The 21,974-nt window shown below is 52.9% G+C and carries 22 protein-coding genes; 13 read left to right on the plus strand and 9 right to left on the minus strand.

Annotation, left to right across the window (positions count from 1 at the left end):
* Positions 1 to 2 precede the first annotated feature (2 nt).
* The 4 genes from coaD to LG202_RS07735 are packed head-to-tail and all read right to left on the minus strand — an operon-like array spanning position 3 to position 3,728.
* A complete protein-coding gene (coaD, locus tag LG202_RS07720; RefSeq protein ID WP_230347809.1) occupies positions 3 to 485 on the minus strand; it encodes a pantetheine-phosphate adenylyltransferase in 483 nt (160 codons plus the stop codon).
* A 49-nt stretch (positions 486 to 534) separates the two neighbouring features.
* Entirely contained in the window at positions 535 to 1,092 is a 558-nt protein-coding gene (rsmD, locus tag LG202_RS07725) for a 16S rRNA (guanine(966)-N(2))-methyltransferase RsmD (protein WP_230347810.1), read from the minus strand.
* A complete protein-coding gene (locus LG202_RS07730; protein WP_230347811.1) occupies positions 1,079 to 2,416 on the minus strand; it encodes a M16 family metallopeptidase in 1,338 nt (445 codons plus the stop codon). The genes rsmD and LG202_RS07730 overlap by 14 nt, the downstream gene beginning before the upstream one ends.
* On the minus strand, positions 2,406 to 3,728 hold the full coding sequence (locus LG202_RS07735; RefSeq protein WP_230348074.1) for a M16 family metallopeptidase: 1,323 nt from the start codon (positions 3,726 to 3,728) through the stop codon (positions 2,406 to 2,408). Before LG202_RS07735 ends, LG202_RS07730 begins: the two co-directional genes overlap by 11 nt.
* A 327-nt stretch (positions 3,729 to 4,055) precedes the next feature.
* Between LG202_RS07735 and ftsY the strand changes: the two genes are divergently transcribed.
* The 4 genes from ftsY to LG202_RS07755 are packed head-to-tail and all read left to right on the plus strand — an operon-like array spanning position 4,056 to position 7,723.
* Positions 4,056 to 5,066, plus strand: coding sequence for a signal recognition particle-docking protein FtsY (ftsY, locus tag LG202_RS07740; protein WP_230347812.1), 1,011 nt, complete (start codon positions 4,056 to 4,058; stop codon positions 5,064 to 5,066).
* Between the two features lie 24 nt (positions 5,067 to 5,090).
* The gene (ftsE, locus tag LG202_RS07745) at positions 5,091 to 5,747 is read left to right on the plus strand and encodes a cell division ATP-binding protein FtsE (RefSeq protein WP_230347813.1); all 657 of its coding nucleotides are present in this window, start codon (positions 5,091 to 5,093) and stop codon (positions 5,745 to 5,747) included.
* A complete protein-coding gene (gene ftsX, locus LG202_RS07750) occupies positions 5,744 to 6,643 on the plus strand; it encodes a permease-like cell division protein FtsX (RefSeq protein WP_230347814.1) in 900 nt (299 codons plus the stop codon). The genes ftsE and ftsX overlap by 4 nt, the downstream gene beginning before the upstream one ends.
* 30 nt (positions 6,644 to 6,673) lie before the next feature.
* The gene (locus LG202_RS07755; RefSeq protein ID WP_230347815.1) at positions 6,674 to 7,723 is read left to right on the plus strand and encodes an energy transducer TonB; all 1,050 of its coding nucleotides are present in this window, start codon (positions 6,674 to 6,676) and stop codon (positions 7,721 to 7,723) included.
* A 61-nt stretch (positions 7,724 to 7,784) separates the two neighbouring features.
* On the opposite strand, the gene LG202_RS07760 is transcribed toward LG202_RS07755, so the two are convergent.
* From LG202_RS07760 to LG202_RS07775, 4 genes are all read right to left on the minus strand, one after another.
* A complete protein-coding gene (locus LG202_RS07760; RefSeq protein WP_230347816.1) occupies positions 7,785 to 8,291 on the minus strand; it encodes a GNAT family N-acetyltransferase in 507 nt (168 codons plus the stop codon).
* Positions 8,292 to 8,379: 88 nt separating this feature from the next.
* Complete coding sequence (locus LG202_RS07765) at positions 8,380 to 9,156, minus strand: ferredoxin--NADP reductase (protein WP_230347817.1); 777 nt, start codon at positions 9,154 to 9,156, stop codon at positions 8,380 to 8,382.
* Between the two features lie 31 nt (positions 9,157 to 9,187).
* Entirely contained in the window at positions 9,188 to 10,117 is a 930-nt protein-coding gene (locus tag LG202_RS07770) for an electron transfer flavoprotein subunit alpha/FixB family protein (protein ID WP_230347818.1), read from the minus strand.
* Entirely contained in the window at positions 10,117 to 10,863 is a 747-nt protein-coding gene (locus tag LG202_RS07775) for an electron transfer flavoprotein subunit beta/FixA family protein (RefSeq protein ID WP_230347819.1), read from the minus strand. The genes LG202_RS07770 and LG202_RS07775 overlap by 1 nt, the downstream gene beginning before the upstream one ends.
* Positions 10,864 to 10,976: 113 nt before the next feature.
* Between LG202_RS07775 and LG202_RS07780 the strand changes: the two genes are divergently transcribed.
* The 6 genes from LG202_RS07780 to LG202_RS07805 all read left to right on the plus strand — a co-directional run bounded on the left by LG202_RS07780 (position 10,977) and on the right by LG202_RS07805 (position 16,649).
* The gene (locus tag LG202_RS07780; protein ID WP_230347820.1) at positions 10,977 to 11,903 is read left to right on the plus strand and encodes a LysR family transcriptional regulator; all 927 of its coding nucleotides are present in this window, start codon (positions 10,977 to 10,979) and stop codon (positions 11,901 to 11,903) included.
* 10 nt (positions 11,904 to 11,913) lie between these two features.
* Entirely contained in the window at positions 11,914 to 13,563 is a 1,650-nt protein-coding gene (locus LG202_RS07785; RefSeq protein ID WP_230347821.1) for an electron transfer flavoprotein-ubiquinone oxidoreductase, read from the plus strand.
* Between the two features lie 535 nt (positions 13,564 to 14,098).
* Complete coding sequence (locus LG202_RS07790; RefSeq protein WP_230347822.1) at positions 14,099 to 14,623, plus strand: DUF2380 domain-containing protein; 525 nt, start codon at positions 14,099 to 14,101, stop codon at positions 14,621 to 14,623.
* Between the two features lie 96 nt (positions 14,624 to 14,719).
* On the plus strand, positions 14,720 to 15,499 hold the full coding sequence (locus LG202_RS07795) for a hypothetical protein (protein WP_230347823.1): 780 nt from the start codon (positions 14,720 to 14,722) through the stop codon (positions 15,497 to 15,499).
* Positions 15,500 to 15,507: 8 nt separating this feature from the next.
* Entirely contained in the window at positions 15,508 to 16,062 is a 555-nt protein-coding gene (locus tag LG202_RS07800) for a TetR/AcrR family transcriptional regulator (RefSeq protein WP_230347824.1), read from the plus strand.
* Positions 16,063 to 16,169: 107 nt separating this feature from the next.
* Entirely contained in the window at positions 16,170 to 16,649 is a 480-nt protein-coding gene (locus LG202_RS07805; RefSeq protein WP_230347825.1) for a cupin domain-containing protein, read from the plus strand.
* 111 nt (positions 16,650 to 16,760) lie between these two features.
* On the opposite strand, the gene serA is transcribed toward LG202_RS07805, so the two are convergent.
* Positions 16,761 to 17,993: a phosphoglycerate dehydrogenase gene (gene serA, locus LG202_RS07810; protein ID WP_230347826.1), complete on the minus strand. Its 1,233-nt coding sequence runs from the start codon at positions 17,991 to 17,993 to the stop codon at positions 16,761 to 16,763.
* Between the two features lie 233 nt (positions 17,994 to 18,226).
* Between serA and LG202_RS07815 the strand changes: the two genes are divergently transcribed.
* The 3 genes from LG202_RS07815 to LG202_RS07825 all read left to right on the plus strand — a co-directional run bounded on the left by LG202_RS07815 (position 18,227) and on the right by LG202_RS07825 (position 21,955).
* The gene (locus LG202_RS07815) at positions 18,227 to 19,636 is read left to right on the plus strand and encodes an FAD-binding oxidoreductase (protein ID WP_230347827.1); all 1,410 of its coding nucleotides are present in this window, start codon (positions 18,227 to 18,229) and stop codon (positions 19,634 to 19,636) included.
* A gap of 304 nt (positions 19,637 to 19,940) precedes the next feature.
* Positions 19,941 to 20,408, plus strand: coding sequence for a formate dehydrogenase subunit gamma (locus tag LG202_RS07820; protein ID WP_230347828.1), 468 nt, complete (start codon positions 19,941 to 19,943; stop codon positions 20,406 to 20,408).
* Entirely contained in the window at positions 20,405 to 21,955 is a 1,551-nt protein-coding gene (locus tag LG202_RS07825) for a formate dehydrogenase beta subunit (protein WP_230347829.1), read from the plus strand. Before LG202_RS07820 ends, LG202_RS07825 begins: the two co-directional genes overlap by 4 nt.
* Positions 21,956 to 21,974: the final 19 nt, after the last annotated feature.

Below are 21,974 nucleotides of genomic sequence, written 5' to 3' on the forward strand. Positions count from 1 at the left end.
GCTCACGCCAACTTGAGCGCGATACGCTCCTGCACCAGCGGGGAGACGAACTTGCTGACATCACCCTTGAGTTGGGCAATCTCGCGCACCAAGCTGGCAGAGACAAACATGTATTGTTCAGCCGGGGTAAGGAAGATGGTTTCCATCTCGGGGAATAATTGGCGGTTCATGCCAGCCAATTGGAATTCATATTCAAAATCTGACACGGCGCGCAACCCGCGCACCACAGCACGCGCGCCCTGTTCGCGTACAAATTGCATTAATAAACCAGAGAAACCTAGCACTTCGACATTGGGGCAGTCAGACAATACACTAGAGGCAAGTTCCACACGTTCATCCAACGAGAACATGGGGTTTTTACCTGTGCTTTTGGCAACCGCGACAATGACGTGGTCAAACAAGCCTGCGGCACGGCGCACGATATCTTCGTGGCCTCGGGTAATGGGGTCAAATGTCCCTGGATATACAACTTTCAACTGGCTCAAAAACAATCCTTGCAAGGCGATGTTGGCAAGCTGCTGCCTGCCAACAGGGTCAATCGGTTGATCTATCTGCCAATTTTAACAGGTGATAGAAAACATTGCCTGCCTTGCCATGTTTGATGACTTGCCAGTGCTCGTCATCATGAAGCTCAAATTCCGCTTCTATATACACCAAGCCATCTTCGGCCAAGTGTGCGGCCAGATGAGGTAACAACTTGGGAATCCAGCCTTGCTGATAAGGCGGATCAACAAAAATCACGTCAAATTGCTCGCGATTCTGCGCCAGAAACTGGGTAGCATCTTGCGCCAACACACGTGCTTGTTCTGCCTTGAGCAAGGTCTTGTTTTGCTGGAGAAATTTTGCAGCAGCAGGAGATTTTTCCACCAGCACCACCGCACTTGCCCCACGAGACAGCGCCTCAAACCCCATCACGCCTGTTCCGGCAAACAAGTCCAGACACCGGCGACCATGCATGTCCTGCCCCAACCAATTAAATACGGTCTGGCGCACGCGGTCTGGCGTGGGGCGTAACCCGGCGACATCAGGAAAACTCAGCAGGCGGCTACGCCACTCGCCGCCGCTGATGCGTACACGATTACTTGCTGCCACTATCAGTGCCACCCACCACCACGGTAACCAGTTTGTTTGGGTCTATGCGGCGGCTGAACGCATCCTTGATTTGGGCAGCCGTCACCGCCTCCACCTTGCCGTTGAACTCATCGAGATAATTCAGCGGCAACTTGTAGAAACCAATCACGGCAAGATAATCGAGGATCTTGCTGTTGCTATCGATACGCAGCGGGAAACCACCGATGATGTTCTGCTTGGCGGCTTTAAGCTCGGCCTCGGTCACGCCCTGGCTAATAAATTTGTCCAGGGTTTCGCGCACCAGCTTGAGTGCATCCTCGGCCTGGTCACGCTTGGTCTGCAAACCGATCTGAAACTGCCCCAATTGCTGCATGGGGATGAAATAGCTATAAACGCTGTACACTAGGCCCCGCTTCTCACGCACCTCTTCAGTCAAGCGCGAAACAAAGCCACCACCACCGAGGATGTAATTGCCAACATACAGTGCAAAGTAATCTGCATCACCACGCTTCACGCCAGGATAAGCTAGCAAAATATGTGACTGGCTGGCAGGGTGTGGAATACGGCGCTCCACCGCAGCCTGCGGATAACTCACTTCCGGCAGCTCGGCAACGGCAGGACTATCAGGCAAGCCAGCGGAAATACGCTCGGCGATAGCCTTGGCTTGCTCCGGCGTCATATCGCCCATCAAGGCAATCACGGCATTCTTTGCGCCATAGTATTGGCGATAGAACTGCTGCAAATCTGCTGCAGCCAATGCATTGACCGACTCAGGTTCGCCCTCTTCGTCCACCGCATATGGATGATTGCCATACAAGGCTTTCAGCAAGGCGCGATTGGCAATGCTCGCTGGCTGGGTAGCGGCTTCCTTCAGGCCTGCAATGATGCGCGCCTTTTCACGTGCCAGCGTAGCCTGGGGGAAATCAGGTTGGTGCAGTATCTTGGTATAGATATCTAATGCAGCATTCTGCTCGCGCACGCTGCTCAAGGTACGCAGCTTGAGGGCTGCACGGTCTGCATCCAGCTCACCCCCGAGCACCGCACCAACATCCGCCATGCCATTGGAAATCTGTTGATCGGTCAGGCCACCAGCCCCCAAGGTCATGAGATAGCGTGTAATGCCTGCCAGGCCTGGCTTGCCAGCATCGCGTGCACTGCCTGCGGCAAAATTGGTGCTGATATCAATGATGGGCAGGTCATGATTCTCGACAAAATACACTTCACTGCCCTGACTGGTTTGCCAGTGCTGGATGTTAAGGGCAGCATGGGCTTGCAGGGCAACCAGCCCAGCAGCAACGACGAGCGCCTGCTGCGCGCGCCGGACAAGGGAAAGATTAATGCGCATGTGGCTTGCCTTTTGGTTTTGCATTGGGGTCTATCGGTTGTGGGTCTAGCGTGGCAACGGTCATGCTGTCCCTGACCAGGTATTTACGCGCCACCTCCTGCACCTGCTGTGGCGTTACCGCCTGCAACTTGGCAGGGTAAGTTTGCAACGTGCGCCATGAAAAGCCGGTAGTCTCCAGCCGGCCAATCTGCATGGCCTGGTAGAACACGGAATCACGCTGGTACACATCAGCGGCAATCACCTGCGCCTTGACGCGCTGCAACTCTTCCTCAGTAACACCATCCTGCTTGATACGCTCCACTTCATTAATCAGCGCGGCTTCCAGCTCAACTACAGTCTTGCCTTCGCTTGGGGTACCTTCCAGCTCGAACAAGCCCACTTGTCCCCGTTGAATCAGGTCATACCCAGCGCCTACATCGACAGCAAGCTGCTGTTGACGTACGAGGTTTTGATTCAAGCGTGCCGAGGCATTCCCATCCAGCACACCGGCGAGGATTTCCAGGGCATAAGGCTCCCAGTCTTTGTCGGCATCCCGTAACACCGGCACATGAAAACCCAGGCGCACATAAGGCAGCTCGGCCGGCACCTTCACGACCAGGCGGCGCTCGCCTATCTGCTGCGGCTCAAGCTGTGGTTTGCGTGCAGGCAGAGCATGTGGCTTGATTACGCCAAAATGCTGCTTGGCCAACTTGAGTACGGCTTGTGCATCCACATCGCCCGCCACCACCAGGATGGCGTTGCTGGGCGTGTACCAGGTCTGGTACCACTCGCGAGCATCTTCTACCGTCATGTTCTCGAGATCATTCATCCAGCCAACAATAGGACGGCCATAAGGGTGCGCCTGATAGGCTACGGCACTGAATTGCTCATTGAGCATGCCCTGTGGCTTGTCATCGGTACGCCAGCGGCGCTCTTCCATCACCACCTTGATTTCCTTGGAGAACTCCTCCTTGGTCAGTTGCAAGTTGGCCATGCGGTCGGCCTCCAGCTTGATTGCCAGAGGCAATTGCGACTTTTCCAGCTGTTGGTAATAAGCGGTGTAATCAGTACCGGTAAAGGCATTTTCACGCCCCCCCGCCGCGGCTATCAAGCGCGAGAATTGCCCTGGCGGCACCGCCTTGGTGCCTTTGAACATCATGTGCTCCAGCACATGCGCAACACCGGTCTTGCCGTTAACCTCATCCACGCTGCCTGCGCGATACCATACTTGCGATACCACGACCGGCGCCCGGTGATCCTCCTGCACGATAACGCGCATGCCATTATCGAGCTTGAACTCATGCGTATCTGCTGCCTGGGCGGCGATTGGCATCAATGCCAGTGCCAGCCACACTCCTCGAATAAACACCTTGCGATTCTCCTTTAGCCGCATTATTCATGCATTATAGCGGCAGTGCCTGATTGCCTGCACCACCAGCGCTACCAAGTTCCAGATGACAACAACCTGTCATACAACCATGCTCTGACCCAGCCGTTTCAGCATTAGTTCTTATAGCTGAGGCATATATGCATGAGAGATGTAGCAAGCCAATGACGGCTGGGCAAAATACTTGAAGATATGCCTAGAATATCCCGCTTATGCCAGTGCAAGCGCCTTGTTTTGCTTTAAAATATCGGCTTATTGCTAAAAACACACTCCATGTTCGATTTTTTCAAAAAAGATAAAACCCCGCCTGTGCCAGCTCCTGAACCGGAGAAAATAGCGCCAGTCACACCTCAGGTACCCACCCAGGAAAAACCCACCCTGAGCTGGACAGAGCGACTCAAGCGCGGCTTGGCCAAGACCCGCAGCCAATTGGGCCTGCAACTGGCAAGCCTGTTTGGTGGCGGCAAGATTGATGAGGATGTCTATGAGGAGCTGGAAACTATCCTCCTCACCTCCGATGTCGGCATCGCAGCAACTCAGGCACTGCTTGAGCAGATTCGTACCCGTGTCAAGCGCCAGAACCTCAACGACACCAGCCAGCTCAAGGAAGCACTCAAGCAATCCTTGCTGGAACTGCTGGCCCCGCTGGAAAAGCCACTAGACAGCACGACGGCAAAACCTTTCGTCATCATGCTGGCTGGCGTTAATGGCGCTGGCAAGACCACCACGATAGGCAAGCTTGCCAACCTGTTCCAGGCGCAAGGCAAGTCAGTACTGATCGCGGCAGGCGATACCTTCCGTGCCGCAGCACGTGAACAGTTGCAAGCCTGGGGCGAACGCAACAATGTGCATGTCGTTGCCCAGGAAAGCGGCGACCCGGCTGCCGTGATTTTTGATGCCGTGAATTCCGCCAAGGCCAAGGGCATCGACATTGTGCTGGCAGACACCGCAGGCCGCTTGCCCACCCAGCTCAACCTGATGGAAGAAATCCGCAAGGTGCAGCGCGTAATCGATAAAGCCTTGCCTGGCGCGCCGCACGAGGTACTGTTGGTGCTGGATTCCAACACCGGACAAAATGCCGTCACCCAGGTAAAAGCGTTTGACGATGCCTTAGGCGTCACAGGGCTGGTATTGAGCAAGCTGGATGGGACTGCCAAGGGTGGCGTCATTGCAGCGATTGCTCAATCTCGTCCGATTCCTATCCGCTATATTGGCGTAGGCGAGTCGATTGACGATTTGCGCCCGTTCAAGGCCAGCGAGTTTATTGATGCATTGTTTGAATAACCAGCAAAAGGAAACTAGGCGCGCATGATACGTTTCGACCAGGTCAACAAGCGTTACCGCGGCAGCGACGATATCTTGCGCAATGTGACTTTTGCCATTGAGCCAGGCGAGCTGGTATTCGTCACCGGCCATTCCGGCGCGGGTAAGAGCACCTTGCTCAAACTGATGGCAGGCATAGAGCGTCCGACCAGTGGCACCGTATTGATAGGCAACCAGAACATCAGCAAGCTGCGTCCGCGCATGCTGCCCTACCTGCGCCGCAAATTCGGCCTGGTATTCCAGGATCACAAGCTGCTTTATGATCGCAACTGCTTCGAAAATGTCGCCCTGCCGCTTTACATCAACGGCATCACTGGCCACGAAGCTGCCAAGCGCATCCGTGCTGCACTCGATAAAGTAGGGTTACTTGCCAAGGAAAAAGCTATCCCGGTCACCTTGTCCGGCGGAGAGCAGCAACGGCTGGCGATTGCTCGCGCCGTGGTCAGCCGTCCTGCGATCCTCATCGCGGACGAGCCCACCGGCAATCTCGACGAGGAATACGCCACTGACATCATGACGCTATTCCGCGCGTTTCAGCAAGTTGGCGCTACCGTGATTATCGCTACGCACGATGCGCACAGCATTCAGAATATCCCGGCAAAAATCCTGCACCTTGATCATGGAAAGCTCTCGGTATCATGAAACACTGGATCAACCAGCACACCCAGGTCTGGCGTCTCGTTTTGTCGCGCATCATGCGCAACAAGCTCTCCACCATCATGATATGGAGCGTGATTGGTATCGCGCTGAGCCTTCCAGCCATTCTCTACGTCGTGATCGACAACCTCAACCAACTGGCAGGTGAGGTCAAGAACGAACCACAGATCAGCGTCTTCATGAAGCTGGATGTGACATCAGCCGCATTGCAGGACTTCAAGAAAAAGCTGGAGCAGCATCCAGGTATCGCAAAACAGCAGTTTGTCAGCAGGGATACTGCGTGGAAAGAGATGCAAGAAGCGCAAAGCGTCGCCAGCCAGCTGGAGAAAAATCCCCTGCCAGATGCCTTTTTTATCGAGCCCAAAGATCATTCGCCAGACGCGATTTCCCGGTTACAACATGAAATCGAGGGCTGGCCAGGGGTAGAACATGTGCTGGCAGATGCAGATTGGGCAAAGCGCCTTTATGCTGTGCTACAGCTAGGCAAGAAAGCCGTTGGGATACTTTCTTGCCTGCTTGGGTTTGCCCTGATCGCCATCATTGGCAATACCATTCGGTTGCAAATTGCCACCCAGCGCGAAGAGATTGAAGTCAGCAAGCTGATCGGTGCCACCGATGGCTTCATCCGCCGCCCCTTCCTTTATGCCGGCACGCTGTATGGCCTTGGCGGCAGTCTGCTTGGACTCGGGTTCGTCAACGGCATCCTTACAATCTTTAACCACTCTGTGGCCGATTTGGCAGAACTTTATGGCAGCAGCTTCATCTTAGTGTTACCCGGCTGGGAAATCAGCCTGGGAGTAATCGCATGCGCTATTGTGCTGGGTTGGCTGGGCTCTTATATTGCCGTCAACCGCTCACTGGCAAGCCTCAACCCCAACTAATCAACCCAAGAACCCCGGACTACATTTACCGTGGCTGCACCGCGCCTGTTTCGCCATATCACTGCATGGATTACGAGCCATTTCGGCAAGGCGCCCTCTCAGCCCGGCACAGCCAATCTCCCTTGGGAAACACCTGCTGACCACGAGCAATTTATCGAGTTTCGCATCAGTCGCCGTACGCTGTATGCACTGATCTTCTCGCTAATTCTGCACCTGATCTTGTTCTTTGGTTTCATTATGCCCACCATGGACCAAGGGGAAGAAGCCGACAAGGAAGGCGGACAAAAAGAGCTGGTAGTCAGCTTGGCTCAGCCCGAGAAAAAGCCACAACAGGAGATGGCACCACCACCAGCCTCTGCACCACCACCGGTGGCAAAACCTAGTAAGACACAGAAACAGCCACGCCCATCCAGCAAGCAGCCCAAGGTAATTACAGGCAAAGACAAACCGGTGCCGCAACCCGTAGAAAGGCCCACCCCGGCTCCAGCACCTGTGCCAACGCCGCCACGCCAGCAGGCACCCGATCCATCGCAATATTCAGATATGGCTTCATACATGAATGCGATGCGCGAATACCGCAGCTCCACTGACAGCAACTATGCCGCCATGATGGAAAACCAGCGCGCGCAGCGTGAATCAGGCAACCGCTCACTCTCAGAAGAAGAAAAGCGCGACGAAACCATCAAGAAGAACCTGTCCTCAGGTGCAAGCGGGGTGTTCCGTATCCTCAGCATGAGCAATTACACCTCCACGTTCGAGTTCCGTGGCTGGATCAACGATTTCAGTACCGCCAAGCGTGAAGTGTTCCAGATTGAAGCCAAGGCAGGCGAAGACATCCAGCGCGCTACCGTGCGCAAGATGATAGAGCTGATTCGCCGCCACTACTCGGGCGACTTCAACTGGGAATCGCGACAACTCGGACGTGTGGTCGTACTCTCCGCCCGCATGGAAGACAGCGCCGGATTGGAGGACTTTCTGATCAAGGAATTCTTCGGCGATGGCGACATGCGCTACCTGGATATGCAGCGCCGCCGTCCACCAGGGCCGCCACCTGGACCACCGCGCTATCCGGTACCTTAGTAGCAGGCGCTTTTACTCGCCAGCATCATGCCTTGCGCATGCGATGACAATGAGGCAAACACTAATTGGCTGAAAGAATAACCGCCCAACGCTCATGATCACGCCATTGGCCGTGAATCTTGAGATATTGCGGCGAATATCCCTCAAGAGAAAATCCGCATTTCTTCACCAAAGCAATTGATGGCGCATTATCAGGCTGGATATTGGCTTCCAAACGATGCAAACCAAGCTTGTCGCGAGCGTGAGTCATCACGCTCAGCAACCCTTCTTGCATGAGCCCCTGACGCTCATAACCCGCAAATGCGTAATAGCCAAGGTAGGCACTACAAAATGCCCCCAGAATAATGTTGGTGATATTCACCACACCGACAATTTCATCAGAAGCAGCATGACAAATCAAAAAAGCAGCACTATTGATCGTGTGCCTCTTCTCCAGATACAAGCCAAATTGCTCAGTAGTAGCAGGTGGGCTGACCCACGCTGCATGTAACCCGGAACTATTACGTACCTTTTCCAAAAACTCGGCCTGATCCGTCATCAGGGGCTGCCTGAGATATACCCTATTCATGTGCACCTTCTTCGACATTAGATAATAAAAAAGCTGGCATATCACTATGCCAGCTTTCTATTGATGCTTGATACAAGGCTGCTAAAGATTACTTCTCTGCAAACGCTCGTTCGATCACGTAATCAGCCACATCACCAATACGCTCGGAAATCTTCAAGCCACCAGCGTCCAGCACCTTGCAGGTATCAATCAGCATTTGCGGGCTACCGCACAACATGGCGCGATCAGTCTCGGGGTTGAGTGGTGGCAGGCCAATATCGGCGAACAGCTTGCCGTTTTCCATGAGGTCGGTCAGACGGCCCTGGTTACGGAACTCTTCACGCGTCACGGTAGGGTAGTAGATCAACTGGTTCTTGACCTGCTCACCGAAGAATTCGTTTTCCGGCAATTCTTTGGTGATGAACTCTTCGTAAGCCAAATCGTTCACATGACGCACGCCATGTACCAAAATCACTTTTTCAAAACGCTCGTAGATTTCAGGATCTTGAATCAGGCAAATGAAAGGAGCCAAACCTGTACCAGTGGAAAGCAGGTAAAGGTGCTTGCCTGGCTTCAAGTCAGACAACAACAACGTACCTGTTGGCTTGCGGCTCACCAGCAGATCATCCCCAACTTGCAAGTGTTGCAGGCGTGAAGTCAGCGGGCCATTCGGCACCTTGATGCTGAAGAACTCGAGGTGCTCAGCATAATTGGGGCTGGCGATACTATAAGCACGCATCAGCGGCTTGCCATCGACTTGCAGGCCAATCATCACAAACTGACCGTTTTCGAAGCGCAAAGCGTCATTGCGGGTGGTGGTAAAGCTGAACAAGCTGTCGTTCCAGTGCTTAACGCTCAGGACTTTCTCGGTATTGAATGCACTCATGTAGATTCTATTCTCTTTACGATTTTGAATATTATTGGTTCAGAGCCTGTGTCAGCTCGGGCACGGCATCAAACAGGTTTGCCACCAGGCCGTAATCTGCATACTGGAAGATAGGCGCATCGGGATCGTGGTTGATGGCCACGATGATCTTGCTGTCCTTCATCCCGGCCAAGTGTTGCATCGCACCGGAAATACCGATCGCGAAATACAGCTCTGGCGCCACGATAGTACCCGTTTGGCCGACCTGGATGTCATTGGGGGCAAAGCCTGCATCAACGGCGGCACGAGTCGCACCCAATGCACCACCGAAACGGTGGGCAAGCGGCTCAAGAAGCTCGTTGAAACGCTCCGCCAGACTACGCCCACCGGAAACAACAACCCGCGCTGAGGACAGCTCAGGGCGGTCAGAGACATTTTTGTCTTCCTTGACCCAGCGACTGAGTCCAGTCGCCGCAGGTGAGGCAGTTGCCGCTACTTCCGCACTACCGCCATCAGCAGCAGCTACAAACGAGGTTGCACGAATAGTCACGACCTGGATTGCATCGCTACTTTCCACTGTCGCCAGCACATTGCCGGCATAGATCGGGCGCACATAAGTAGCAGGAGCCGTAATACTGATGGCATCAGACACCATACCAACATCAAGCAATGCTGCCACACGTGGCAGTACGCTCTTGCTGAATGCCGTGTGAGCGGAAAGAATGGCTTTGTAATCTTTACCCAGCTGTACCAACAAGGCAGAGACATCCTCAGCCAATGGATGTGCAAAGTGGTCAGCATCGGCTTGCAATACCTTGGCAACACCAGCAATACCAGCCGCTTGCGCGGCGATTTCAGCCGTATTGGCACCAATAACCAAAAGATGGATAGGCAATTGCCATGCGCCAGCAGCGGTCACTGCCTGGCGAGTGGATTGCTTGATGTGTTTGCCGTCGTGTTCGGCGAGAATCAGGATACTCATTACAGGACTTCCGCAAGACGTAGTTTTTCGACGAGTTCAGCAACATTGGCGACCTTGATGCCAGGCTTGCGCGCCTCAGGATCAGCCACCTTGTGCTGCTTGAGGCGCGGATTGATATCAATGCCAAGCTCTGCCGCCTTGATGGTCTCAATTGGTTTTTTCTTTGCCATCATCAACGCTGGTAGCTTGATGAAACGCGGTTCATTAAGGCGTAAGTCAGTCGTCACCACGGCTGGTAGCTTGAGTGCCACGACATCGGTACCACCATCGACTTCACGCGTCACCTCGATCTCATCACCCTTCACATCAATAACAGAGGCAAATGTGCCTTGGCCAGCGTTGATCAAGGCCGCCAGCATCTGGCCGGTCTGGCCCAGATCATCATCGATAGCCTGCTTACCCAGAATGATCAAACCAGGTTGCTCACGCTCGATAACTGACCTCAACAGCTTGGCCACTGCCAATGGCTGCATTTCGACATCAGTCTCAATCAATACAGCCTTGTCGGCACCCATCGCCAGCGCATGGCGCAAGCTATCTTGACTATTGGTCTTGCCAATTGTGACAGCCACCACCTCAGTCGCGATGCCACGCTCTTTCAGGCGTATCGCCTCTTCCACGGCGATTTCATCGAACGGGTTGATACTCAACTTCACCCCGGCGATATCCACATCAGATCCATCAGCCTTGACGCGTGGCTTGATGTTGTAATCCACCACATGCTTTACCGCAACTAACACTTTCATATTGTGATCCCACTCCATCATTTGCCGCGTATTTTAATCAGCGGTAAAATATCTGTTAAATCAATTATCAGTATATCACATATCTATTATATCGATATGAGAATCATTCTCAGGTGAAGCATACCCTACGACAACTAGAAGTGTTTGTTGCCATTGCACGCCTGGAGAATGTGTCACGAGCGGCCGAGGATTTGTCTTTGTCGCAATCGGCTGCCAGCACTGCACTTGCCGAACTGGAACGACAGTTTGACTGCAAACTGTTTGACCGCATGGGTAAAGTGCTGAAACTCAATGAGCTAGGCCGCAGCCTGCTGCCAATGGCAGCCGAGGTGCTTTCCCGAGCCACTGAAATAGAGAGTATTTTACAGGGAAAATCCACCTTTGGCTTGCTAAAAGTGGGGGCCACGCTAACCATAGGCAACTACCTCGCAACCCTGCTGATCGGCTCATTCATGAAGCAGCATCAGGATTGCCAAGTACAATTGCACGTGCAGAATACAAACTCGGTAATGCAACAGGTTGCCCAGTATGATCTTGACCTTGGCCTGATAGAGGGCAATTGCCATCACCCAGACTTGCAAGTAGAGCCATGGATAGAAGATGAGTTAACCGTATTCTGCTCACCACAGCATGCACTTGCCAAACAAGGCAGCGCCAGCCTGGATGAACTGCTCACCTCAAGCTGGGTATTGCGCGAACAAGGCTCAGGCACGCGGGAAACCTTTGATCATGCCTTGCGCCACCATCAAAGCCGCTTGGACGTACGCATGGTGCTGGAGCATACCGAAGCCATCAAACGTGCAGTCGAATCCGGCATTGGCCTGGCCTGCATTTCCCGCCTCGCCCTCAAGGATGATATTGCCCGGGGCAATCTGGTGGCATTGGCAACCCCCGAACTGGACTTGAAACGCCAGTTCATGTTTGTCTGGCATAAGAAAAAATACCAGACAGCTGCAGTACGCGCATTCTTAAATCATTGTCGACTGCTGACCCGCGATGTGCGGCGCAGTGACGAAATCAACATACCGTATATTCCATGAAAGTTTTAGCATGCAACGCGATGTAATGAATTATGACGTACTGATCGTCGGCGCAGGTCCTTCCGGGCTTTCTGCCGCGATCCGCATCAAGCAACTGGCACTGGAGCAAGCGCGTGAAATCAGCGTCTGCGTGCTGGAAAAAGGCGCCGAGGTAGGCGCTCACATCTTGTCCGGCGCTGTGATCGACCCGATTGCCCTCAACGAACTAATCCCCGATTGGAAAGAAAAAGGGGCTCCCCTGCACACACCAGTCACGGATGATCACTTCTTGGTCTTGGGCCAGGAAAAAAGCTGGCAGATTCCCACCAAGCTGATTCCGCCACTCATGAATAACCATGGCAATTACATTGTGAGCCTGGGTGATGTATGCCGCTGGCTGGGTGAGCAGGCCGAAGCACTGGGTGTGGAAATTTACCCAGGCTTCAGCGCCGCAGAAGTCATCTATGACGAAGCTGGTGCAGTACAAGGCGTGATCACTGGCGATATGGGTCGCGACAAGCAAGGCAACGAAAAGCCAGGCTTTGCGCTGGGCATGGAATTACGTGCGCATTACACGCTGTTTGCCGAGGGCGCGCGCGGCTCGTTAACCAAAGACCTCACCGAGCACTTCCAGCTACGCGCCCTGTCCGAGCCACAGAAATTCGGCATAGGGTTCAAGGAAATCTGGCAGATTGCACCAGAGAAATCACAACCTGGCCTGGTCACTCATTCACAGGGCTGGCCGCTGGATAACAGCACGGGTGGCGGCTCGTTCATCTATCACCTCAAGGAAAACACCGTTGCTATCGGCTTCGTGGTGCACCTTAACTACAGCAACCCGCACCTGAGCCCGTTTGACGAGTTCCAGCGTTTCAAGACGCACCCTGCCATCCGCCCGCTGCTGGAAGGCGGCAAGCGCATCAGCTATGGCGCCCGCGCCCTCACCGAGGGCGGTCTGCAATCCATCCCACGCCTAGCCTTCCCCGGCGGCTTATTGATCGGTTGCACTGCTGGCTTCATGAATGTACCGCGCATCAAGGGTTCGCATAACGCCATGAAGTCCGGCATGCTTGCGGCAGAAGCAGTCGTGGAGGCTCTGGCACAGGAAAAAATCGGTGCCACACTGGAAAGTTACCCAGAAAAAATCCGCGCCTCCTGGATTTGGAAAGACCTGGAAGCCGTGCGCAACGTCAAGCCAGCGCTCTCACGCTTCGGCAACATCCTTGGTAGCATCTTCGGCGGCATGGAAATGTGGCTGGCTTCGTTCGGCATCACCACGCCATGGACGCTTAAGCATGGCAAAGCAGATCATGAAAGCCTGAAGCCTGCCGCCTCCAGCCCCAAGATCGCCTACCCAAAACCTGATGGCGTAGTAAGCTTCGACAAGCTATCGTCGGTCTACCTCACCAATGTCATGCATGAGGAAGACCAACCCTGCCACCTGGTGCTGCGTGATCAAAGCATTCCAATTGATATCAACCTGCCGCAATACGATGCACCTGAACAACGCTATTGCCCGGCGGGCGTCTATGAAATCGTCACTACCGAAGGCAACCCACGCCTTCAAATCAATGCCGCCAATTGCATTCATTGCAAAACCTGCGACATCAAGGACCCATTGCAGAACATCAATTGGCGCACACCCGAAGGTGGCGGTGGCCCAACCTACATAGGGATGTAGCCTATCCTGCCCAGGGTAGACAGAAGGCACGACCTCCGTGAATGTTGCTGTTTGCCCTGGATTTACATGACCAGGCACCCAGTCACACCAACACAATTTCAGCTCATGCCCGTATGGGCCAAGCCAGGTGCCTGCCGCATTACTCTGCCAGCATAGACCTCTCCCCACCACAGTGATAGCCCTGTCGCAGCATTAGGGCTCTCGACTTCATCTGCAGACGTTTCAGCCAAGATACATAGATAGCTTTGCTTGATTAATCGCTTGCTTCCCTCACGTGTCACCTACCTAGCAATACAGTAAAAACTAGCACTTCTACGCCTAGTGCAAACCATGCAGCACACAATGTCAGATTCAGACAACACATTTTCCATCTCACTTTTTAAATTCTTCCTACCCACTATCCGTATTGAATTCTTAATACTTCCTTGCAAACATTTTTCAAAAGTGTACTATTTAGTACATATTCATACTAAACAGTTTAGTATTGTCATTTGTACTATTTCGCTGCGCTCGCTTGTTTCATCATGGAGAATCAATGCACTCACTGTTGAAATTACTGAAAGCACTCTTACTCCTAAGTGTTTTCATTTCCTCAGCCGCCAACGCAGGCCCCAGAGTCATCGTCCTGGCCTTTGAACTGGATGATATGACCGACCTGCCCAATGCGCCTGAAGAGCTCAAGCGCATCGCCTTGCTGTCAACCACATTCAAGGAAAGCCTGAAGAATCAGGGAATAAATGTGTTGCCTGTAGACACGAAGGTACAAGCAGAAATCGAGAAACATTCCCCCACTTATCTTTACGACAATGTGGACACCGCTATCGAGCTTAATAAAGACATGGGGGCTGACTACCTAGTAATAGGTGTAGCACTCAAGCCTACCTATTTGTTTGTCTACCCCCGGCTGATCATCGTCGATGTCAACACCAAGACTGTAGTGGTGTCCAATTCCGCACAACTGGAAAGTTCATGGACAGATGAGCGCACCACCATACGCACAGCTGAGAAGCTAGCCCAAGTGGTGAAACAGCGCTTAGATGCGCTTGATGTTAAAAAGTAGCACGCAAATTGCAGCCAAAGATACGCATTGCAGACAGCAAAATAAACTGCATAGATATAACACCCTGAACATTGCAATTCACACTGGAAACGCCACATGATCGAATTTCTCAATAGTGCCTGGCTGATTCGCATGATAGAGCAAGCTGGCACTCAACCTAGTGCCAAGATGCTCGCCTTGTACAACTTGCTGGAAACCTGGCTACAGGCCCCTGGCGTGCGCACAGCTGTCTATCAAGCGCACGCCAACAACCCGGATCTATTGCATGCCTGCCCAACACTCACTGCCCACCTGCTCTCATTAGCCACCATGGCCAAGCTACGGCATCCTTCAGTGGTCGTGAGCCAGATGATGATCCTGCTGCAAGGTGCTATCGCAGAGGAGTTACGCAATCCCGGAATGGGGGCACTACAAGCCGCGCAAAGTGCTGCCAGCGCAGTCATCACACAAGCGAAACCTCCCCGGATGGCAAGACTGAATCAAGCCATACGCACTAGTGGTTATGCCGCAGCAGGCCTGGCCACCGTGATATTGGCCATGCATTTCTGGCCTCATCCTCTGCCCCCTGCTAACCACTATGCTCAGCAGGATGCTGGCGACGAGCTCGTCACCACAAGCATAGCGCCGGACTTGTTGCTCAAGGCGTTTGCGCTGCGCAAAAGCATGGAAGCTGGCACCTGTCCTACCCCCAATTTCTTTAGCATGCCCAAGGAACAGATACCGGTCTATCTAGAGGTAGCGCATTCCAGGTTATCCGGCAACCCTAATATCGATAACCAAAAGCTAGCCAATTTCCTGGCCTGGTATGAACAACAACGTGCCTGGGAGTGCTACCCCAAGGCCCAGATCAAGCAACGATTTATCTCAAGGATATAAGGATTTATATGTCATCTAGAATGCGCGATTACATTCTCGAAGCCGCAGGCGATCTTTTCTCGCGCCAGGGTTTCAACTCCACCAGCGTAGACAATATTGCCGCCCAGGCACAGGTCGCCAAGGTCACGCTCTACAAATATTTCAAATCCAAGGAGTTGCTGATCATCGAGTATCTGCGCGAACAGGATGCCAAGCTCTGGAAGAAACTTGCTGCATCATCGCAACAGGAAAATGCACTGGCTGAGCTAGAGTCTTTGGTGCAGCAACTGCTGGATGTCATTGCCGATCAGGATTTCAAGGGGTTTGCCTCATTGAATGCCGAAGTTGAATTTCCACAGCACGATAACCCGGTCAACCAAACTGCAAAAGAATTCTCCAGGCAATTACGCGAGCAGATTGCCAGCTTGGCAACACGTGCTGGCATCAAGCAAGCAGAAGTACTAGCCCTGCAGTTGGCCTTGGTTATAGAAGGCACCTCAATCACGGGACGCCAGCAACAAGGCAATCCATCCATTCAGCACGCGCACAGCTTGGTGCAAACGCTGATCAAGTCAGCTCAATAACAAAAGGAGGGCTCAAGACTCATTGCATTATGTCCAGCTTCATTCGTTCTTGTAAAAACTGTTTAGCACCTGTAAAGCGTGCATTCATCAAATAGAGGAGAGTAGCAATGAAATCCATATTCATCACCCTGTGTCTTGCTCTGACAACCTTGAGCGCACAAGCAGGGGATCAGATTGAGCGTATGACGGCAGACAAGATGCAGTCTTACAAAGCGGCCAACATCACTTGGAAAGACGAATCCCTTCTGCCTAAAGGTGCCAAGAGTGCCCTCATTCTCGGCGATCCATCCAAGCCAGGGGTATTTATCGCCTGGCTGAAATTCCCCCCCAACTACCCTATCCCGGCACATACCCACCCTTATACCGAAGTCATCACCGTGCTCAAGGGCAAACTTGGCAATGGTATGGGCGAAGTCCTGGATAAGAACAAGGGTGAAACGCTGAAGGTAGGAGAAAGCTTTGTGTTGCCCGCCGGCCATGCGCATTACGTATGGACCGAAAAAGAGGAAACCATCGTCGAACTGATTGCCACAGGGCCTTGGGATATTAGCTATTCCAACCCCAAGGATGATCCGAGGAAGAAATAAGATACAGGTGTCTTGTTTAACACTGCCCCCTTCATTCTGGCAACCAGAATGAAGGGGCATCAAATAAAGCGCTGTTGCAAACTGTTCTTAAAGCAAAGTAGTGCTTAAAGCCTAGTACAGCACGCGTGTACGCAAAGTACCTTCCACGGTCTGCAAGGCCTCAATGGCAGCGTTGGAGGCTGAGGCTTCTACATCCATGATCATGTAGCCGATATCGCCCTTGGTCATCATGCTTTGCGCGGCAATATTGATGTTATTACGCGCAAACAAGCTGTTCACCGCAGACAATACGCCCGGGACATTGCGATGGATATGCAATAAGCGATGCGTACCAGGCTGTTGCGGAATGGCAACTTCGGGGAAATTCACCGCTGTCACGGTAGAACCCGCATCGGAATAACGCACGAACTTCTCGCCAACCTCAATGCCGATATTGGCTTGCGCCTCCTGGGTAGAGCCACCAATGTGAGGCGTCAAAATGACATTCTCGAAAGTGCGCAACGGTGAAAGGAACTCTTCATCGTTCGCCTTAGGCTCAACCGGGAACACGTCAATGGCCGCACCAGCAAGGTGCTTGGAATCAATGGCATTTGCCAAGGCGTCAATATCTACGCAGGTACCGCGCGCCGCATTGATAAAAATGCCACCCTTTTTCATCTGGGCGAACTGTTCCGCACGCATCATGTTCATGGTGGAAGGCAACTCAGGCACGTGCAACGACACCACATCCGCCTGCGACAGCAACTCTTCCATGGAACCAACCTGGCGCGCATTGCCCAATGGCAGCTTGGCAATCACGTCGAAGTAGATCACCTTCATGCCCAGGCTTTCCGCCAATACGGACAATTGCGAACCGATAGAACCGTAACCCACAATGCCCAGGGTCTTGCCACGTGCTTCAAATGAACCCTCTGCCGATTTTGTCCAGCCGCCCTTGTGCACCAAGGCATTCTTCTCGGGAATGCCGCGCAACAGCAGTATAGTCTGGGCCAGCACCAACTCAGCCACAGAGCGGGTATTGGAATAAGGTGCATTGAATACCGGGATGCCTCGCTCCAGCGCACCATCCAGATCAACCTGGTTGGTACCGATGCAGAAGCAGCCGATGGCGGTCAGCTTATTGGCAGCATCCAGCACCTTGGTGGTGATCTGGGTGCGGGAGCGGATGCCGATAAAGTGCACATCCTTGATCGCCTCGATCAGGACATCTTCATCCAGTGCAGTCTTGCGATAATCAATGTTGTGATAGCCTGCGGCATTCAACACTTCAACCGCATTCTGGTGCACACCTTCAAGCAACAGAAAGCGGATCTTGTCTTTTGGCAGGGATAATTGTTGGGTCATTACAGCTCCGAGAAAAGGCCAAAAATCAGTCATCCTAGCATAGCAGCAGACTTATTAAACCCTGATGAAGCAAGGGATACAGCCTGAACTGCCTCATGATCAAACCAGCAAAGATAAAACTGAGATCGGGAATCAATATCAATTGTAAAAGCTGCTAGAATAACTCACCAGATCGCCCGATCGTTGACAATCTTGCAATAAATTTTTCACTGCTATTTCCAGGGTCACATTGAATGAATGCTCCAGCCAGCCTTCCACCAGCACTGCTGCAACAACTGCACGCCATCGTGGGCGAACAACGCGTCAAAACAGATGAAGACAGCCTCAAGACCTGGGGTGTAGACTGGACCAAGCATTTCGAGCCTAAGCCTTCCGTCATCGTGTTTCCTGGCAGCACCGACGAAGTACAGGCCATCGTCAAGCTTGCTAACAAATACAATATCCCGGTCACCCCGAGTGGTGGTCGCACCGGGCTTTCTGCTGGTGCCGTGGCTACCAATGGTGAAATTGTCATCAGCCTGGATCGCATGAACAAGGTGCTGGATTTCCTGCCTGCTGATCGCCTCGTCAAGATACAAGCTGGAGTAGTGACCGAGCAGTTGCAACAATACGCCGAGCAGCAAGGGCTTTATTACCCCGTGGATTTTGCCGCAGCTGGCTCCAGCCAGATGGGTGGAAACATTGGCACCAATGCCGGTGGCATCAAGGTCATTCACTACGGCATGACACGTGAGTGGGTATTAGGCCTCACGGTGGTCACCGGCAAGGGCGATGTACTACACCTAAACAAGGGCATGATCAAAAACGCTACGGGCTATGCATTGCACCAACTCTTTATTGGCTCAGAAGGTACATTGGGTATCGTCACCGAAGCTGAGATCAAGCTCACACGCGCACCACAAGACTTGAAAGTCTTGGTGTTGAGCGTGCCAGATTTTGCTGCCGTCATGCCCATCCTGCATGCCTTTCAGCAACGCATCGACCTCACGGCATTCGAATTTTTCAACCAGGTGGCCCTGGAAAAAGTCTTGGCCCATGGTCACGCGGCACGCCCATTTGATACAGAGTCACCACTCTATGTACTACTGGAATTTGAAGGCCGTTTTGAAGCGGTGGTGGATGATGCCATGAGCATCTTCGAGCACTGCATGGAACAAGGCTGGATCCTCGATGGCGTCATGAGCCAGTCGCAAGCGCAGGCCCAGGCATTATGGCATTTGCGCGAAGGCATCTCTGAAACCATCGCGCCGTTCACACCCTACAAGAACGACATCTCGGTGCTAATCACCCACGTGCCTGCATTCATTGCAGATATTGATGCCGTGGTCAGCGCCAATTACCCAGACTTTGAAGTCTGCTGGTTTGGTCATATTGGCGATGGCAATCTGCACCTAAACATCCTTAAGCCTGCGAACCTAAGCAAGGATGAGTTCTTCGAGAAGTGCAAGGTCGTCAACCAATTTGTCTTTGAAACCGTACAGAAATACAACGGGTCCATTTCAGCAGAACACGGCGTTGGCATGACCAAGAAAGATTACCTTGCCTACACCCGTGACCCAATTGAAATCGGCTACATGCGAGAACTCAAGAAAGTATTCGACCCCAATGGCATCATGAACCCAGGTAAGATTTTCGACCTTTAGGCCATACAGTTATATCTTCCTAAGCCCTGTTCTACACAACAGGGCTTTTTTATTCCCCAAACTATCATCACATCCAACTGTCTTATAGGCACAGACATACAGGTATAGCCACAATGGGTACAGCCGCCTTTGGATATTTTATTGACGGTGGGAAATCCGTTATATAAAGCTAGGAATAGCCATTTTCCATATCAGGTTTTTTGCTGCCCTACTGTGTACAATTCGGTATATAGTTCGTACTATAAGCAGTAGAAGCAATAACAATAACGTAGTCCGTAGTGAATATGGATTCGAGGAGAAAGTAATGCATGACCAGATGGCACGCATTAAATCGCACATCGAATCACATCAACACATGGCTGGTGCGTTGCTGCCTTTGTTGCATGCGATTCAAGACGATTTAGGCTATATCCCAGAGGAGTGCTACGGCAATATCGCCAAGGCACTGAATCTTTCTGTTGCAGAAGTCCACGGGGTGGTGTCCTTTTATCACCATTTCCGCACACACCCTCCAGGCAAGCATGTATTGCAGGTATGCCGTGCTGAATCTTGCCAAGCCATGGGTTGCAATGCACTGGAATCTCACGTCAAGTCCACGCTGGGCATTGATTATCACGAGACCACCAGCGATGGCAGCATCACCCTAGAACCTGTCTACTGCCTTGGCAACTGTGCCTGCTCCCCCGCCATCATGCTTGACGATGAAATTTATGGTCGCGTCAGTCCTCAGCAAGTCGAGCAATTGCTCGCCAACGCCAGGAGGGCATCATGAAAACAGTTTATATCCCGCGCGATTCCAGCGCACTCTCTCTAGGCGCTAATCTAGTTGCTGCCGCCATTGCCAAGGAAGCCGAGGCCCGCCACATACCATTACACATTGTACGCAATGGTTCACGCGGCATGTTCTGGCTGGAACCATTGGTTGAAGTTGTCACACCGCAAGGACGCATGGCTTACGGGCCAGTCACGCAAGATCAAGTCAGTGCATTGTTTGATGCCAATTTTCTTGATGGTGGCAATCACCCTCTCAGCTTAGGCCTGACAGAAGAACTGCCATGGATGAAACAGCAAGAGCGCCTGACTTTTGCCCGCGTCGGCATTACTGACCCGGTGTCGCTACCTGACTACATCGCCCATGAGGGCTATCAAGGCCTGCGCAATGCAATCACCATGGCACCGCAAGACATCGTACAACAAGTCACGGATTCCGGCCTGCGTGGACGCGGCGGTGCTGCATTCCCGACCGGCATCAAGTGGAAAACGGTGCTGGATGCCCAAGCCGAGCAAAAATATATTGTCTGTAATGCCGACGAAGGCGACTCCGGCACCTTTTCTGACCGCATGATCATGGAGGGCGACCCATTTGTACTGATCGAAGGCATGACCATTGCCGGGATCGCTGTCGGTGCAACCCAGGGTTATATTTATGTACGCTCTGAGTATCCCCACTCTATCGCCGCGCTCAACCTTGCCATCAAGAGCGCTTATGAATCGGGCTATCTCGGACGCGGCATTCTCGGTAGCGAATACGATTTTTACCTAGAAGTACGCAGAGCTGCCGGCGCTTACGTGTGCGGTGAAGAAACTGCGCTCCTGGAAAGCCTGGAAGGCAAGCGCGGCCTGGTTCGCTTCAAGCCACCATTGCCCGCGATTGAGGGCCTATTTGGCAAGCCAACCGTGATCAATAACGTGATCTCGCTTGCCAGCATCCCCATCATTCTTGATAAAGGCAGCACCTATTATCGCGATTACGGCATGGGCCGCTCACGCGGCACCTTGCCCATCCAGCTCGCTGGCAATATCAAACACGGCGGGCTGGTAGAGAAAGCCTTTGGCGTGACGCTGCGCGAGTTACTCTACGATTACGGCGGCGGCTCTGCCTCGGGCAGGCCAATCAAGGCGGTACAGGTGGGTGGGCCATTGGGCGCTTACCTGCCTGAGTCGCAATTCGACACACCTCTCGATTACGAAGCATTCAGCAAGCTCTGGGCAGTGCTTGGTCACGGCGGCATCGTCGCCTTTGACGACACGGTGGATATGGCCCACATGGCGCGCTATGCACTGGAATTCTGCGCGATTGAATCTTGCGGCAAATGTACGCCGTGCCGCATCGGCTCCACACGCGGCGTTGAGGTCATGGACAAGATCATCGCAGGCACCGATCACGCCAGGCAGATCGCCCTGGTACGCGATCTCAGCGACACCATGTTGAATGGCTCGCTGTGCGCGTTAGGGGGCATGACGCCTTATCCGGTATTAAGTGCGCTTAACCATTTCCCCGAGGATTTTGGCATCAGCAAGAAGGAACGTGCGGCATGAGTTAGTGCAGTGAATAGCG

It is taken from the genome of Methylobacillus methanolivorans (assembly GCF_054588515.1).